Below are 16,189 nucleotides of genomic sequence, written 5' to 3'. Positions count from 1 at the left end.
GCGCCTTTCTGGTTTGATTGAATGCTTACAGCAAATCGTACTGCTTGAGCTTTTTGCGCAAGGTGCCACGATTGAGGCCCAGCAGCTCACTGGCTTTGGTCTGGTTGCCCTTGACGTAGTTCATCACGCTTTCGAGCAAGGGCGCCTCGACTTCGGAGAGCACCAGGTTGTACACGTCCGTGACGGAAGCACCCTCGAGGTGGGCGAAATAATTGTGCAGCGCCTTCTCGACACTCCCGCGAAGGGTCTGGCCTTCTTCGCTCGGCGTGTTGAGGTGCTGTTTCAAATTGACGTTGTCGCTCACGGGTGCTGTTCCACTCACTAAAGTCTCGGTCATCATGGTCATGCGGCCACCCCCTCTCCATCCCCTGTTTCCAGGCTCTTGTCACGTTCGGCGAAGAATTCACGAACGGTGGCGACCTGTGCCTGCGTTTCATCCAAACGATTGAACTGAGCGCGCAATTCCTTGGCGCCCGGCAAGGTGGCGAGGTACCAGCCGACATGCTTGCGAGCAATACGTACGCCCATCACATCCCCATAGAAGGCGTGCAGGGCGGCCAGATGCTCCAGCAGAATATGTTCCACCTCGGTCAGTCCCGGTGCCGGCAACACGTCGCCGGTACGCAGGAAATGCTCGATTTCACGGAAAATCCATGGCCGCCCCTGGGCGGCCCGGCCGATCAACAAGCCATCGGCACCGGTTGCGTGCAGCACGCGCCGGGCTTTCTCGGCTGAATCGATATCGCCATTGGCAAACACCGGCATTGACACCGCCTGCTTGATCGCGGCAACAGTGTCGTACTCGGCTTCCCCGGTATAAAGGTCGGCGCGGGTGCGGCCATGCACCGCCAGCGCTGCAATACCCGCCTGTTCGGCGATCTTCGCCACCGTCAGGCCATTCTTGTTGTCCCGGTCCCAACCGGTACGAATCTTCAGGGTCACTGGCACATCGACTGCGGCGACAACGGCCTGCAGGATCTCGGCAACCAACTGCTCATCTTTCAACAAGGCGGAACCCGCGGCCTTGTTGCAAACTTTCTTGGCCGGGCAGCCCATGTTGATATCAATGATCTGCGCGCCCAGCTCCACATTGGCCCTGGCCGCATCCGCCAGCATCTGCGCATCACCCCCGGCGATCTGCACCGAGCGCGGCTCGGGATCACCTTCGTGGATCATGCGCAACCGCGACTTGCGGGTGTTCCACAAACTCATGTCGCTGGTGACCATTTCAGAGACTACTAGACCCGCGCCCAAACGTTTGCAGAGCTGACGAAAGGGCTGGTCAGTGACCCCCGCCATCGGGGCGAGGATCAAGCCGTTGTGCAATGTATATGGGCCGATGCGTACCGCCGACATAGGACTTCCCTGTTGTGGGGCCGGATCATTAGAGTTCGAAAAAGGGTTGGCATGATACCCGCTCTCGATGACTGGATAAAGGCTGAATTGGATAAAATCTGAACAGTTATTTTTTTATCGCCATCGGTTTGGTTGACGTCGGTGCAGTCAATAATCCGCCTTCAAACCACGGCTGCGGCGTGGCTTCATTCGGGCGAATGGAAGCTCAGGCTGTAATTCACGGCTTTGTTGCCTGGGTCGAGGATGTCCAGGGAGATGTGGATCGGTACCTGCGACGGCATTTCGCTGACTCCGGCCAATTCGCCGCTGAGGTATTCGGCGGGCTTGAAGCGTCGACTGGCGATCAGGCCGCCGTTCAGGTCGGCAAAACGCAGTTCCAGCAGCGGGAAGGGCTGGGAGAAGGTTGCGCGATTGTAGATGATCGCATCCACCACCAGGGCCCCGGCGAACTCCGGGTGGCTGCGCACCACCAGGTTGCTGCTCTTGATATGGGCGATGTCGACCCGCGATGGCACGGTGCAGCCCAGGGTCGGGCACAGTTGCTGGAACCACGGGCGGTAGGCGTCCTGGCGGGCCAGTTCGTCGAATTGGTAGGCGATGTACTGGCCTGCCAGGCCGGCGGCAGCGAGCACCACCAGCACGATCCAGATCAGGCGGCGGCCCCAGCCGGAAGGGCGCTTCTGCGCATACAGGTGCAGCGGGTCGTCTTCCAGGTCCTGGAACAGGTCGTCGTGGGCGCCGGACTCGGCGCGGGCTCGCTTGCGCCGCGATTGCGCACGGTCATCGGTTGCGTCTGCCGCTGGGGTCAGGGGCGTGAACGGTGGGTCTGAATCATCGTCGTCGTGCGGGGCCTCGCGCAGTGGCGGCTCGTCGTCGATATCGTCCGGGTGAAAGGACATGGACGGTTCGGTGCGGGCGCTCGGTTCTGCTTCAGCGGACGGGTCGCGCGCTTGCAGCGGCTCACTGAATAAACTGGCGGCCCATTTTTCTTCCTCGGCCTTGACCGTATCGCGGCTGGCGCTGAGGGCGTCGTCCTTGTGTCGACGGTCGGCCCCCGGCTGGCGGCGTTCGGCGCCGACGGGCTGGGTGTGCTGAATCTCGCGGCGCTCGAGTTTGGCCAGTTCTTCGTCCAGGTCCAGGTTGTCCAGGTCCAGTTCTTCGGCGCTCCACTGCTTTTGGCTGATGGCGCGTGGTGCCTCGGTGGCAGCCTCAAGTGCAGGGGCGTGGTCAGGTTGCGTTTGCGCCCGTTGCTCCAGCAACTGGCGAGCGGCGTTGAACACTTGCAGGCACGAGCCGCAGCGCACCACGCCGCGGGCCACGCTCAACTGAGCGTGGTTGACGCGAAAGCGCGACTGGCAATGCGGGCACTGGGTGACGAAACTGTCGGTCATGCGGCCATCCGATTCAGACAAGCGCTCATTCTAGCGCCGACGCCCACTGATGCGTACCCAACCGTCACGGTTGGCGATGGGGTCCAGCTCGAAATCCCTGGCGTAGGCGGCAGCGACCTCTTCACCCTGCTCGGCGAGGATGCCCGACAGCGCCAGGCGCCCGCCCGGCCGGACCAGGCCCGACAACTGCGGCGCCAGTGAAACCAGCGGCCCGGCGAGAATATTGGCAACCAGCACATCGGCCTGCACCTGGGGCAGGTCTTCAGGCAGATAGAGTGGGAACTTGGCTTCAGGGATGTGGTTGCGCCCGGCGTTATCGCGAGACGCTTCCAGCGCTTGCACATCGATATCGGTGCCCACGGCTTCCCTGGCGCCCAGCAGCAGGGCGGCAATGGCGAGGATCCCCGAGCCGCAGCCGAAATCGAGCACGTTGCAGTCGGTCAGGTCCTGGCCGTCCAGCCATTCCAGGCACAGCGCGGTGGTGGGGTGAGTGCCGGTGCCGAACGCCAGGCCCGGGTCCAGCAGCAGATTGACGGCATCGGGCTCGGGGGCGGCGTGCCAGCTCGGCACGATCCACAGGCGCTGGCCGAAGCGCATGGGCTGGAAGTTATCCATCCAGCTGCGCTCCCAATCCTGGTCTTCGATCACTTCGCTGTGATGCTCGGGCAGCGGGCCGCCGGTCAGCAGTTCCAGGTGGGCCAGGACGCTGGCGGCCTCGGTACCGTCTTCGAACAGGGCCAGCAGATGGGTGTGGGACCACAGCGGTGTGGTGTTGAGTTCCGGTTCGAAGATCGGCTGGTCTTCAGCGTCCATGAAGGTCACCGACACGGCGCCGACTTCAAGGAAGGCGTCTTCGTAGGTTTCGGCTTGTTCCGGGCTGATGGCGAGACGGACTTGCAGCCAAGGCATGGCGGGCACCTTTGAAAAAAATGAGTGTGCAGCGAGTAGGCCGCGAAAGCGCGCAAGTTTACGCGAGCGAACGGCAGAAGACGACAGTACTGACGAGTTGCAGTGCTCAGAATGTACACAGGACAAGGTGGGAGGGGGCTTGCCCCCGATGGCGGTGGATCAGTTACGGATATTGAGACTGACATACCGCGATCGGGGGCAAGCCCCCTCCCACAGTTGGATTGTGTGCATTCAAAAAATACGGGCCCAGAAACAACAAAACCGCCCGAAGGCGGCTTTGGTGGTTGGAGCACTTACTGGTTGGCCAGCTTGTGTTCCAGGTAGTGAATGTTCACACCACCTTCGCAGAAGCCTTCATCGCGAACCAGGTCCCGATGCAGCGGGATGTTGGTCTTGATGCCGTCGACCACGATTTCGTCCAGGGCGTTGCGCATGCGGGCCATGGCCTCGTCGCGGGTCGCGCCCCAGGTGATCAGCTTGCCGATCAGCGAGTCGTAGTTGGACGGAACCTTGTAGCCGCTGTACAGGTGCGAATCCACACGTACGCCGTTGCCGCCGGGCGCGTGGAAATGCTTGACCAGGCCAGGGCTTGGGATAAAGGTTTTCGGGTCTTCGGCGTTGATCCGGCACTCCAGGGAGTGGCCGTGCATCTTCACGTCGTCCTGGGTGAAGGACAGCACGTTGCCGGCGGCGATGCTGAGCATCTCCTTGACGATGTCGATACCGGTGACCATTTCCGATACCGGGTGTTCTACCTGCACGCGAGTGTTCATCTCGATGAAGTAGAAGCGGCCGTTCTCGTAGAGGAACTCGAAGGTGCCGGCGCCACGGTAGTTGATGTCGATGCACGCCTTGACGCAGCGAGCCAGGACTTCCTGGCGGGCCTTTTCGTCCAGACCCGGTGCCGGCGCTTCTTCGAGTACCTTCTGGTGGCGACGTTGCAGCGAGCAATCGCGGTCACCCAGGTGGATCGCGTGGCCCTGGCCGTCGGACAGTACCTGCACTTCCACGTGACGTGGGTTGGTCAGGTACTTCTCCAGGTAGACCATCGGGTTACCGAACCAGGCGCCCGCTTCGGAACGGGTCTGCTTGGCGGCCTCGATCAGGTCTTCTTCCTTGTGCACCACGCGCATGCCGCGACCACCACCGCCACCGGCGGCCTTGATGATCACCGGGTAGCCGACTTCGCGACCAATGCGCAGCGCGGTCTCCTCGTCTTCCGGCAGTGGGCCGTCGGAGCCGGGAACGGTAGGCACGCCGGCTGCGATCATGGCGTCCTTGGCCGAGACCTTGTCGCCCATCAGGCGAATGGTTTCGGCTTTCGGGCCGATGAAGGCAAACCCGGATTTCTCCACCTGTTCGGCGAAGTCGGCGTTTTCCGCGAGGAAGCCGTAGCCCGGGTGGATGCCATCAGCGCCAGTCACTTCAGCGGCCGCGATGATGTTCGAGACTTTCAGGTAAGAGTTGGTGGCCAGTGGCGGGCCGATGCAGATGCTTTCGTCCGCCAGTTTCACGTGCATCAATTCGGTATCGGCCGTCGAGTAAACAGCGACGGTCTTGATGCCCTCTTCCTTACAGGCGCGCAGGATCCGCAGCGCGATTTCGCCGCGGTTGGCGATCAGGACTTTTTGCAGTTTCTTCGCAGGTTTCAACATCGAAGGTGCTCCGCGGTTCAAACGATGGTGAACAGCGGCTGGTCGTACTCAACCGGCTGACCGTTTTCTACCAGGATGGATTCAATGACGCCGGCTTTTTCGGCGGTGATGTGGTTCATCATCTTCATCGCTTCAACGATGCAGATGGTGTCGCCCACTTTCACGGTCTTGCCCACTTCAACAAAGGCCGGCGAGGTCGGTGCCGGGGTGCGGTAGAAGGTACCGACCATTGGCGACTTGACCACGAAACCGTTCAGCTCCGGGGCTGCCGGGGCCGCAGGCGCTGCGGCTGGAGCGGCGGCGGCAGGGGCGGCAGCGGCTGGCGCCGGTGCTTGCATCTGGGGTGCGTAGAACTGTTGGGCCGGGGTCTTGCTGTGACGGCTGATCCGTACGGACTCTTCGCCTTCCTTGATTTCCAGCTCGTCGATACCGGATTCTTCCAGCAGTTCGATCAGTTTCTTAACTTTACGGATATCCATGAATCATCAACTCCCAAGGGTCGGTCAGGGGCGTTTAGCCTGTTCTTCAACGTGTTCCAGGGCGGCCTCCAGGGCCAGTCGGTAACCGCTGGCGCCAAGGCCGCAGATCACTCCTACCGCTACATCGGAGAAGTAAGAGTGATGGCGGAAAGCTTCGCGTTTGTGCACGTTCGATAAATGCACTTCGATGAATGGGATGCTCACCGCCAGCAGCGCGTCACGTAATGCAACGCTTGTATGCGTGAAAGCGGCGGGATTGATCAGAATAAAGTCCACGCCTTCGCCGCGCGCGGCATGGATGCGATCAATCAATTCATACTCGGCATTGCTTTGCAGGTAGAGCAAATGGTGGCCGGCAACACGGGCCCTCTGTTCCAGATCGAGGTTGATCTGATCCAGCGTCACTGCCCCGTACACGCCCGGTTCACGGGTGCCGAGCAGGTTCAGGTTGGGTCCGTGAAGAACCAGTAAGGTCGCCATCGGCTGTTCCTTGTTATTGATTGAGGTGCTGCAGAACCCGGCGACTATGCCGCAAAGCCTTTGTGACTGTCCAGTTCTATGCAGTAGCCAGCACGATTAGCGAGGATAGCGAAAAATTTGTGACTGTGACTTGGGATCCGGTCATGGGCAATACAGTCATGAAATCGCGGGAGATCCCATGTGGGAGGGGGGCAAGCCCCCTCCCACCTTTTGATCTTCACCGGATGGGAGGTCAGACGCGGAAGGCTTGCACCGCCGTGTTGAGCTGCCCACCCAGCACCAGCAGGTGTTCGCTCTGGCTGCGCCCTTGGCCGATACGCAGCAGGTTATCCTCACCCAGCTGGTGAATGCGTTCGCTGTTATCGCGAATTTCACTGACGGCCCCGCTTTGCTGCGCCGTCACATCAGCGATGCGCACCGCCGTTTGGGAAATGGTCTGGATCGCCCCGACGATTTCGTCCAGCGCGCCATCGGCGGCCTGGGCTTGCTCGGCGGTGGCTTCGGCGTGTTCGACTTGTGCACGCATGCCTTGCACCGATTGGTGGGCGGCGGTTTGCAGGCTGCTGATCAAACCCTGGATTTCGGCAGTGGCGCCGGCTGTGCGTTGGGCCAGGGTGCGCACTTCATCGGCGACCACGGCAAACCCTCGGCCGGCCTCACCGGCGCGGGCGGCTTCGATGGCTGCATTGAGCGCCAGCAGGTTGGTCTGCTCGGCGATCGAGCGGATCACCGTGAGTACGCCGCCGATGGTGGCGGACTCTTCGGCAAGTTTCTCGATCATTTGCGCGTTTTGCTGCACTTCACCCACCAGGGCGTGCAACCCGGTCAGGCTCAGGCCGATGACCCGCTGGCCTTGTTCCACGGCGATGCCTGCACTGCGACTGGCGCCAGCGGCCTGGCTGGCATCGCCCGCCACTTGCTGGATGGTCGCTTCCAGTTCGCCGAGGGAGTCACGGATCTGCGCCGTATCCCCGGCCTGGCGTTCGGCGCCGTGGTGCAGGCCGTTGCTCAGTTCGGCAAGGGCGCGGCTGCTGCCGGCGACTTCTTCGGCGTTGCCGCGAATCGTGCCGACGAGGTCCACCAGATAAGCGCGCAGGCGGTTGAGCGAGGCTTGGATATCGTGCAGTTCGCGGTTGGTCCTGCCCAAGGCGATCGGCTGGCTGAAGTTGCCTTCGGCCCAGGTGGACAGCGCCGGAGCAAGGGCGGTCAGCACCCGCGCCAGGCGACGCTGCAAGGTGTCGATCAACAGGGCGATCAGCAGGATCAGGCCAATCATCAGCCCTTGTATCAGGCGCACTTCGCCCTGGATCCTGGCGTGTTGCGCGCGCACCACCGGCTCCAGGCCGGCGATGGCCTGGCGCACACCGGTGATCTTGGTGTGTGTGGCGGCGGCAAGGTCGGCGCGTTGTTGGATCTGTTCGCGGGTGCGCTTGAGTTCGGCGGGGTAGCGGGTCAACAGGCCGTTGAGTTCACGCTTGAGGTCAACGCCGGTGTCCAGCGCTTCGGTTTTTTCAGTGTTTTGCAGCCCCATCAAGGCGGAAAAATCGTCGGTGCTGGATTCGGCGCTGGCCTTTACGCCCAGTAAAGGCAGCTGGGCCAACAGGTCGGCCTGGCTGCGGATGTTGGCGATTTCACGCTCGACGTCATCGGCCAGCTCGGCGCGCCCGCTGCTGACCAGTTTGTCGCGCGCCAGTGACAGTTTGCCCAGGTGTTGCGAGGCGGCCAGCAGCGGCGGCAGGTAGCGCGCTGCCTCCGCAGAATCGACCGTGCCGGCGTACTGGCTCAGTTGCTCCAGGTTCGCCCCCAGTTCGCGTTCGGCTTGCAGCAGCAGCGCTTGCGGGTCCCCGGCCAGCTTACCGGCGGCGAGCAGGTCGGTTTTGCTGAAGGCATCCAGGTCCGCGAGGCTGGGGCGCAGGCTTTGCGCCAACTCGGGCGGCAGTGAGTCGAGCTGCTGCAACAGGCTTTCCAGGCTCTGGCCGGCGCTGCTCAACCGCAGGGCATCGCCGCTGGCCAGGTAGTCGTCGATATTGCGTGCGGCCTGGTTCTCAAAGACCTGGGACAGCCCCAGATAGCGCTCCATCAACAGGTACGGGCGCTCCAGCGCCCGTTGCGACCACCATAGCGTCGCGCCAAGTGCCAGGCACACGGCAACCAGAAGAAGGGTATTGAGATTGGTCAGCAGCTTCAGGCGCATGCGTGGTTTCAACCGACAGCAAAAGATAGGTGCCTGAAGTTATTGCGTTTCCATTACAACGTTATGACCGAATCAGTGAATTCCGGTGAAAAGATGGCACTTTGCTTTGATGGGCGAGCCGCCTGCACGCGGTTGCGTCCCGCATGCTTGGCACGGTACAGCGCCTCGTCGGCCTGGGCGGCCATCATCAGGCTGTCGGAGCCGTCGCACAGTTCCACCAGCCCGGCACTGAAGGTGCACCATAAGTCCTGTGGCTGGGCCGGGTAGTGGATTTCCGCAAAGCGCCCACGAATGTCGTCCAGCACTTTGCAGGCCGATTCGAGGTCGGTGTCGGGCATCACGATGGCAAATTCCTCACCGCCATAGCGGCCGATGTAATCGGTCTTGCGCAGGCGCTGCTTGAGGAACAAGGCCAGGCTTTTGATGACGCGATCGCCCATGGGGTGACCGTGGCTGTCATTGACCCGCTTGAAGTGATCGATATCCAGCATGGCGAAGCTCAGCGGCTTGTTTTCGCGACGGGCGCGGAAGCTGCAGTCTTCGAGCAATTGCAGGATATGCGTGTGGTTGTACAGCCCGGTCAGGCTGTCGCGCACCATCCGCGCCTTCAAATTGCGCGCGCGCGCCGCGCGGTTGCGCACGGTGGTGATCAGATGGCGCGGCTTGATCGGCTTGGTCAGGAAGTCGTCACCGCCTTCGCTCATCGCATCGAGCTGTTTGTCCAGGTCATCTTCGGCCGACAGGTAGATGATCGGCACGCTGACATAGCGGTCGTTGTGGCGAATCACCTTGGCCAGCTCGGTGCCGGTGCAGGCGGGCATGTACATGTCGAGGATGATCAGGTCGGGCTGGAAGTCCGCCAGCTCGGCCATGGCCTGGATCGGCTCGATCAAGGTGCGGGTGACGATGCCGGCGCTGTTGAGCAGGCGCTCGGTGTGCAACGCCTGGGCGCGGGAGTCGTCAATGATCAGCACCTTATACGGCTCATATTGAGCGACGCAGGTCAGCACTTCGATCTTTTCCAGCAGGCTCGAGGCTTCCAGCGTGCCAGTGAGGAATTCTTCGCCACCGGCGCGCACGGCGGCCAGACGCGTCGGCGTGTCGGTCTCATGCAGGCTGAAAAACAGCAGCGGCAGCTTTTGCTCCAGGCCCTGCTGGGCTTCGGCGGCCAGTTTTAGCCCCAGCCCGGTGCCGCAGAAGTCGACGTCCATCACGATGGCCGACGGCAGGCGCTCGGCCATGGAGGCGCGAAACGCTGCGACGCTGTCCAGGGACTGCGCGCTCATGCCAAAAAATTCCAGCTGCTTGGCCAGGCGTTCGGCGCGGTCGTGGTCGGCCAGCATCACGTAGATCGGCTTGCGCATCGGCGGCAGCTGGGTTTGCTCAAGCTGATCGCCCTGACGCAGCCCGGTACGCGACAGGCGCTGCATCAAACGGTTGAGCTCGGTGATCAGGTGACTGCTCAGGCGGCCACGGTTTTCGTCCACGGCCTTGAGGGACTCGCCAATGTGCTGGGCCAGTTGGCGGTGCTCGGGCTGTTCGAAACGCTCGGCAAAGCGCAGCAGGCGCAGAGTGGCTTCGCTGAGCTCGGAGAAGTCGGCGTTCGACCATTCGCTGCGCTGCAGGCGCTGCCAGATCTCAAGAATTTGACGTGCCTGATGAATTACCCGCTGGGCAAAATGCTGCTTGAGACGCTCGCGGCTGGGGTCTTCTGACTCGGTCATATCCTGACTACTGTGAAGGTGCATGCTGAGGTCGACTAGTGGCCCTATGCTAGCATCTCTTTTTCTATTGCATGAGTGTCATACGTCAATTAAGTACGCGTCTGCGGTATTCATTTTTTGACCTTGTGGTCGCGCTGTGTAAAAGGCGTGCATCCTTTATAGTCCACCCTCGGGTATGCGCCAGTTTGGTTTAAAAGCGCCGCACCGATGGGCACGATGGGGTAGGGTTGTGGTCGGAGTGTTTGACCGCACCCGGACAATTGATGTGCATGAACTCAAGTGATTGAAAGGATATCGCCATGCTGGACTGGAAAAACCGTGAAGGCAGTGCCAAAGGCCCCGCCCCTGAGCCCAAGTCGGCCAACCGCAGCTACGTTCGCAACCTGCTGATGAGCCGCGCCTTGCTCAGCGTGATCTGCTTGTACCTTCTGGTCACCGGTGGCCTGGGTTGGTATTGGAGCCAGGAGCCGGCCTTGTTTCCGGTCCAGCAAAACGCCCAGCTTGCCGCCGAGAAGGAAGGCAAGCAGATGGTGATCGGCTACACCACGGTCGAAACCCTGAAAAACGTAGTGGGTACCTTGCTGGACAAGCCCGGTGGCTACATTTCCAATGATCGCTTCCCGCCAGGCCTGTGGATGGACAACATGCCGAGCTGGGAGTACGGCGTGCTGGTGCAGGTACGCGACCTGACCCGCGCCCTGCGCAAGGATTTCGCCCGTTCCCAGTCGCAGTCGGCTGAAGACGCTGATCTGGCCAAGGCCGAGCCGCGTTTCAACTTTGACAACAAGAGCTGGGTGCTGCCGTCCAGCGAGTCGGAATACCAGGAAGGCATCAATTCCCTGAGTCGCTACGAAGCACGCCTGTCCGACCCGAATCAGAAGGGTGCGCTGTTCTATGCCCGCGCCGACAACCTGAACAACTGGCTGGGCGATGTCGCCACCCGTCTGGGTTCGCTGTCGCAGCGTCTGTCGGCCAGCGTGGGCCGGGTCAAGCTGAACACCGCGCTGAAAACCGAAGCGCTGGCGCCGGGTGAAGTGCCCCAGGTCGATGAAGAAGTGGTCGAGACCCCATGGATGCAGATCGACAACGTGTTCTATGAGGCCCGTGGCCAGGCGTGGGCGCTGTCCCATCTGCTGCGCTCCATCGAGGTCGACTTTGCCGACGTGCTGGCCAAGAAAAACGCCACGGTCAGCGTGCGCCAGATCATTCGTGAGCTGGAGGCCTCGCAGGAGCCGGTGTGGAGCCCCATGATTCTCAATGGCAGTGGCTTCGGCGTACTGGCGAACCACTCGCTGGTGATGGCCAACTACATTTCCCGGGCCAACGCTGCAGTGATCGATTTGCGTCAGCTCCTCAACCAGGGTTGATGATGGACGCTACTCAAAAGGAGGCCGCCCACCGGGTAGCCTCCGATGCTGAACTGATCCAGTGGGTTGACGAACACGACAACCCGCTCGGTACCCTCGTAAGGTCCGACCTGCGCCAGCGCGGGCTGATTGGCCGTTGCACCTTTATCTTCCTGTTCAACTCCAGGGGCGAGCTGTGTGTGCATCGGCGCACCCTGAGCAAAGCGTTGTATCCCGGTTTCTGGGACACGGCAGCGGGCGGGATGGTCGCGGCAGGGGAAACCTATGCCGATTCGGCGGCCCGTGAACTTGCAGAAGAGCTTGGCGTCAGCGGCGTGGAATTGATCGAACATGACCATTTCTATTTCGAAGACGGCGACAGCAGGCTTTGGTGCACCTCCTACTCGGCGGTATGGGACGGGCCCCTGTGCCTGCAGCCCGAAGAAGTCATGGAAGCGCGCTTCCTGCCGATTGAAACGGTCTTGAGCGAGGCCAAACACAAGCCTTACTGCCCGGACGCGCAAGAAGGCCTGCGGCGCTATCTGGCGTTGCGTCGCTAAAGTTGCATGAAATGGCGCCATTTGGCCCTTAGCAACTTGGCTTTTTGCCGTTACACTGCGCCACTTTTCATCCCCTAGAGGATTGCCGGTGGCCAAGAAAGCCGCATCCTTCGCCGCCTTGGGTGGCCTGGTATTTTCCACCGATGCAGGTCGACACTGCCCGGACTGCCGTCAGCCCGTGGATTCGTGCACCTGCAAACAAACCCTGATTCCCGAAGGCGACGGCATTGCCCGCGTACGCCGCGAGAGCAAAGGCCGTGGCGGCAAGACGGTGACCACCATCACCGGCGTGCCGCTGGCCGAAGAGGCGCTCAAGGAACTTGCCACCACGCTGAAAAAGCGCTGCGGCACCGGTGGCGCGTTGAAAGACGGGGTCATCGAGATCCAGGGCGAGCATGTCGAACTGCTGTTGGCCGAGCTGATCAAGCTCGGTTACAAGGCCAAGAAGTCCGGCGGCTGAAAGCCTCTTCCCAACCTGTGTCTAAACTCTGTCCTGCGAGCGAGGTCTACCTCCCTTAACAGGCAAATCGTCATTTTCATTCTTTAGACTGCGCCAGCCTCCGCTTGAGGTGGTGCCTTCGCCTTCATTTATAGGGGACTTCGATGTCCGTACGACGCACACGCAAAGACGATGGCAGCCAATGGACAGTTGCGGACAGCCGCAGTGTTTACGGGATTCGCCATTGGGGGGCCGGTTATTTCGCGATCAATGAAGCCGGTCGCGTAGAAGTCCGTCCGAACGGTCCGAACAGCACGCCTGTCGATCTGTACGAGCAAGTCGACGAGCTGCGCAAAAGCGGCCTGTCGTTGCCGCTGCTGGTGCGCTTCCCCGATATCCTGCAAGACCGTGTGCGCCAGCTCACCGGTGCCTTCGATTCGAACATCGAGCGCCTGGAATACCAGAGCCAGTACACCGCGCTGTACCCGATCAAGGTGAACCAGCAGGAAGCGGTGATCGAGAACATCATCGCCACCCAGAACGTCTCCATCGGCCTGGAAGCCGGCTCCAAGCCGGAGCTGCTGGCCGTGCTGGCCCTGGCACCGAAGGGCGGCACCATTGTCTGCAACGGCTACAAAGACCGTGAATTCATCCGCCTGGCGCTGATGGGCCAGAAGCTCGGCCACAACGTGTTCATCGTGATCGAGAAAGAATCCGAAGTTGAACTGGTGATCGAAGAGGCCGCCAGCCTCAAGGTCAAGCCGCAGGTGGGCTTGCGTGTGCGCCTGTCGTCCCTGGCCTCGAGCAAGTGGGCGGACACCGGTGGCGAGAAGTCCAAGTTCGGTTTGTCGGCGGCGCAGCTGCTGTCGGTGGTCGAGCGTTTTCGCGCGGCCGGCCTGGACCAGGGCATCCGCCTGCTGCACTTCCATATGGGCTCGCAGATCGCCAACCTGGCCGACTACCAGCACGGGTTCAAGGAAGCCATTCGTTATTACGGCGAACTGCGCAACCTCGGCCTGCCGGTGGACCACATCGATGTGGGCGGTGGCCTGGGCGTGGACTACGACGGTACCCACTCGCGCAACGCCAGCTCGATCAACTACGACATGGACGACTACGCCGGCGTGGTGGTGGGCATGCTCAAGGAGTTCTGCGACGCGCAGAGCCTGCCGCACCCGCACATCTTCTCCGAGAGTGGCCGTTCCCTGACGGCCCACCACGCCATGCTGGTGGTGCAGGTGACTGACGTCGAGAAACACAACGACGAAATCCCGACCATCGAAAACAAGGAAAGCCTGCCGGAAACCGTGCAGTGGCTGGTGGACCTGCTCGGCCCGACCGATATCGAGATGGTCACCGAAACCTACTGGCGCGCCACTCACTACATGAGCGACGTGGCCACCCAGTATGCCGACGGCAAGCTGACCCTGGCCGAGAAAGCCCTGGCCGAGCAGTGCTACTTCGCGGTGTGCCGTCGCCTGCACAACTCGCTCAAGGCCCGCCAGCGCTCGCACCGCCAGGTGCTGGACGAACTCAACGACAAGCTGGCCGACAAGTACATCTGCAACTTCTCGGTGTTCCAGAGCCTGCCGGACACCTGGGCCATCGGCCAGGTACTGCCTATTCTGCCGCTGCATCGCCTCGACGAAGAGCCGCTGCGCCGCGCCGTGCTGCAAGACCTGACCTGTGACTCCGACGGCAAGATCAAGCAGTACGTCGACGAGCAGAGCATCGAGACCAGCCTGCCGGTCCATGCCTTGAACGAGGGCGAAGACTACCTGCTGGGCATCTTCCTGGTCGGCGCGTATCAGGAAATCCTCGGCGATATGCACAACCTGTTCGGCGACACCGATTCGGTGAACATCTACCAGCGTGAAGACGGTTCGGTGTACAGCGCCGGGATCGAGACTCACGACACCATCGAAGACATGCTGCGCTATGTGCACTTGTCGCCGGAGGAATTGATGACGCATTACCGCGACAAGTGTGCCAGCGCGAAGATCTCCGCGTCGGAACGCACCCAGTTCCTGGACGCGTTGCGCCTGGGCCTGACCCGTTCTTCCTACCTGTCCTCGTAAAACATGTGGGAGGGGGCTTGCCCCCTCCCACATTTGGATTGCCTTTGTTCAGTTGGCGCCCAGCCACAGCCCTTGCCGATTCAGCCGCCAGGCAATTGCCCACAGGGTCAAACTGCGCACCGCCATGAACAACAGAAAGGTGATCCACAACCCGTGGTTGCCCAACCCCTGCAATGCCCACGCAATTGGCAGCATCAGCAGCACCGTCAGCAACATCCCATTGCGCATTTCCCGCGCCCGCGTGGCGCCGATAAACAGCCCATCGAGCAAATAACTCCACACTGCGATCAACGGCAATACCGCGAGGTAGGGCAGGTAGATGTCGGCGGTTTCGCGCACGCTGGGAATGTCTGTTTGCATGGCGATAAACAGATGGCCGCCGAAGGTGAACAGCAGGGCGAACCCGACGCTGGCGATCAGCGACCATCCACAGGCAACCACCAATGATCGCCTTAACGCCTGGCGGTCACGTGCGCCAATGGCGTGGCCGCACAGGGCCTCGACCGCGTGGGCCAGGCCATCCAGGGCATGTGCCGTCAGTAACAGGCCATTGAGTAACAGGGCATTGGCTGCAACTGTGGCGTCCCCCAGGCGCGCGCCTTGTACGGTGATCATGAAAAACACCGACTGCAACGCCAGGCTGCGGATAAAGATATCGCGATTCACCGCCAGCAGCGGGCGCCAGCTTTGCCATTGCTTCAGTGCGGCCCAGGCGATATGCCCGGGATAGGCGCGCAGGGCTTTTTGCGTAAGGGCCAGGCCGAGCAGGGCGCCGGTCCACTCCGCGATCACCGAGGCGCGGGCCGAGCCGACCACGCCCCAATCCAGGCCCAGAACGAACCACAGGTTCAGCGCGATATTGACCAGGTTGGTGGTCAGCAGGATGGCCAACGGCGCACGGGCGTTCTGGGTGCCGAGGAACCAGCCGACCAGCGCGTAGCTGGCAAGCGCGGCAGGCAGTCCGAACAGGCGCGTATGGAAGAATTCCCGGGTCAGTTGGTTCAGTTCGGCCGAGGGCTGCATCCACTCCAGCGCCAGATGGCTGAGCGGAATACCCACGGTGCCCAGCAACATCGCCAGCCCCAGCGCCAGCAGCAGGCCTTGCAACAGCACCTGGCGCAAAGCCGCGCCGTCATTGCGCCCGGCAGCCTGGGCGGCAAAGCCGGTGGAGCCCATGCGCAAGAAGCCCATGGCCCAGGCGAGGAAGGTATACAGGCTGGCGCCGACGGCCACGGCACCCAGTTGGTGGGCGTGGGGCAGATGACCGATGACCATGCTGTCGACCAGGGCCACCAGCGGCACGGAAATATTCGACAGGATCATCGGCGCGGCCAGGGCCCAGACACGGCGATGGGTGGGGCGGTGGCGCCAGTCGGCGAGCAGGGTGGACATGAAGGCTCCTTGGTGGAGCGGTATTGTAACCGTCCATTAACCACACCGCAGATCCAATGTGGGAGGGGGCTTGCCCCCGATGGCGGCCTCAGAGCCGGCCAGGCTGTTGTGTCGATCCCGGTCCAAATGTGGGCTTGAATCCGTGGGCCGCCGCAATGGGCCATCCATGGCCCAGTGCGGCTAACC

At 61.8% G+C, this 16,189-nt stretch carries 14 protein-coding genes; 4 read left to right on the top strand and 10 right to left on the bottom strand.

Translation table 11 applies throughout. The features are described from left to right. Window positions 1-25: 25 nt before the first annotated feature. From fis to CIB54_RS04930, 9 genes are all read right to left on the bottom strand, one after another. Window positions 26-346, bottom strand: coding sequence for a DNA-binding transcriptional regulator Fis (fis, locus tag CIB54_RS04975; RefSeq protein WP_003221275.1), 321 nt, complete (start codon window positions 344-346; stop codon window positions 26-28). Beyond that, window positions 343-1,356, bottom strand: coding sequence for a tRNA dihydrouridine synthase DusB (gene dusB, locus CIB54_RS04970; RefSeq protein WP_065951446.1), 1,014 nt, complete (start codon window positions 1,354-1,356; stop codon window positions 343-345). The genes fis and dusB overlap by 4 nt, the downstream gene beginning before the upstream one ends. A 185-nt stretch (window positions 1,357-1,541) precedes the next feature. Continuing rightward, window positions 1,542-2,747 (bottom strand): DUF3426 domain-containing protein, encoded by a 1,206-nt coding sequence (locus CIB54_RS04960; RefSeq protein ID WP_101218860.1) that lies wholly within the window; start codon window positions 2,745-2,747, stop codon window positions 1,542-1,544. A gap of 30 nt (window positions 2,748-2,777) precedes the next feature. Further along, window positions 2,778-3,656, bottom strand: a complete 879-nt coding sequence (gene prmA, locus CIB54_RS04955; RefSeq protein ID WP_065951444.1) for a 50S ribosomal protein L11 methyltransferase — start codon at window positions 3,654-3,656, stop codon at window positions 2,778-2,780. A gap of 293 nt (window positions 3,657-3,949) precedes the next feature. Then, window positions 3,950-5,311, bottom strand: coding sequence for an acetyl-CoA carboxylase biotin carboxylase subunit (accC, locus tag CIB54_RS04950; RefSeq protein WP_003188188.1), 1,362 nt, complete (start codon window positions 5,309-5,311; stop codon window positions 3,950-3,952). Window positions 5,312-5,328: 17 nt separating this feature from the next. Continuing rightward, entirely contained in the window at window positions 5,329-5,790 is a 462-nt protein-coding gene (gene accB, locus CIB54_RS04945) for an acetyl-CoA carboxylase biotin carboxyl carrier protein (RefSeq protein WP_065894602.1), read from the bottom strand. A 24-nt stretch (window positions 5,791-5,814) separates the two neighbouring features. Next, the gene (aroQ, locus tag CIB54_RS04940; RefSeq protein ID WP_065951442.1) at window positions 5,815-6,270 is read right to left on the bottom strand and encodes a type II 3-dehydroquinate dehydratase; all 456 of its coding nucleotides are present in this window, start codon (window positions 6,268-6,270) and stop codon (window positions 5,815-5,817) included. Window positions 6,271-6,502: 232 nt separating this feature from the next. Continuing rightward, the gene (locus tag CIB54_RS04935; protein WP_101218858.1) at window positions 6,503-8,464 is read right to left on the bottom strand and encodes a methyl-accepting chemotaxis protein; all 1,962 of its coding nucleotides are present in this window, start codon (window positions 8,462-8,464) and stop codon (window positions 6,503-6,505) included. 53 nt (window positions 8,465-8,517) lie between these two features. Then, on the bottom strand, window positions 8,518-10,188 hold the full coding sequence (locus tag CIB54_RS04930) for a response regulator (protein ID WP_065951440.1): 1,671 nt from the start codon (window positions 10,186-10,188) through the stop codon (window positions 8,518-8,520). Window positions 10,189-10,487: 299 nt separating this feature from the next. On the opposite strand from CIB54_RS04930, the gene CIB54_RS04925 reads away from it, so the two are divergent. The 4 genes from CIB54_RS04925 to speA all read left to right on the top strand — a co-directional run bounded on the left by CIB54_RS04925 (window position 10,488) and on the right by speA (window position 14,611). After that, complete coding sequence (locus CIB54_RS04925; RefSeq protein ID WP_101218856.1) at window positions 10,488-11,555, top strand: DUF2333 family protein; 1,068 nt, start codon at window positions 10,488-10,490, stop codon at window positions 11,553-11,555. 2 nt (window positions 11,556-11,557) lie between these two features. Continuing rightward, window positions 11,558-12,094, top strand: a complete 537-nt coding sequence (locus tag CIB54_RS04920) for an NUDIX hydrolase (protein WP_065951438.1) — start codon at window positions 11,558-11,560, stop codon at window positions 12,092-12,094. Window positions 12,095-12,182: 88 nt separating this feature from the next. Then, a complete protein-coding gene (locus CIB54_RS04915; RefSeq protein ID WP_057724111.1) occupies window positions 12,183-12,554 on the top strand; it encodes a translation initiation factor Sui1 in 372 nt (123 codons plus the stop codon). Between the two features lie 143 nt (window positions 12,555-12,697). Next, complete coding sequence (speA, locus tag CIB54_RS04910; protein WP_065883466.1) at window positions 12,698-14,611, top strand: arginine decarboxylase; 1,914 nt, start codon at window positions 12,698-12,700, stop codon at window positions 14,609-14,611. A 48-nt stretch (window positions 14,612-14,659) separates the two neighbouring features. Here the strand turns inward: speA and CIB54_RS04905 are convergent, their stop codons facing one another. After that, window positions 14,660-16,003 carry an MATE family efflux transporter gene (locus CIB54_RS04905; RefSeq protein ID WP_065951437.1) on the bottom strand — a complete coding sequence of 448 codons (1,344 nt, stop codon included), beginning with the start codon at window positions 16,001-16,003 and terminating at the stop codon, window positions 14,660-14,662. Window positions 16,004-16,189 lie beyond the last annotated feature (186 nt).

Source organism: Pseudomonas fluorescens (assembly GCF_002837185.1).
GTDB classification, from domain to species: domain Bacteria; phylum Pseudomonadota; class Gammaproteobacteria; order Pseudomonadales; family Pseudomonadaceae; genus Aquipseudomonas; species Aquipseudomonas fluorescens_AM.
This window is presented reverse-complemented; position numbering and strand designations above follow the sequence as displayed.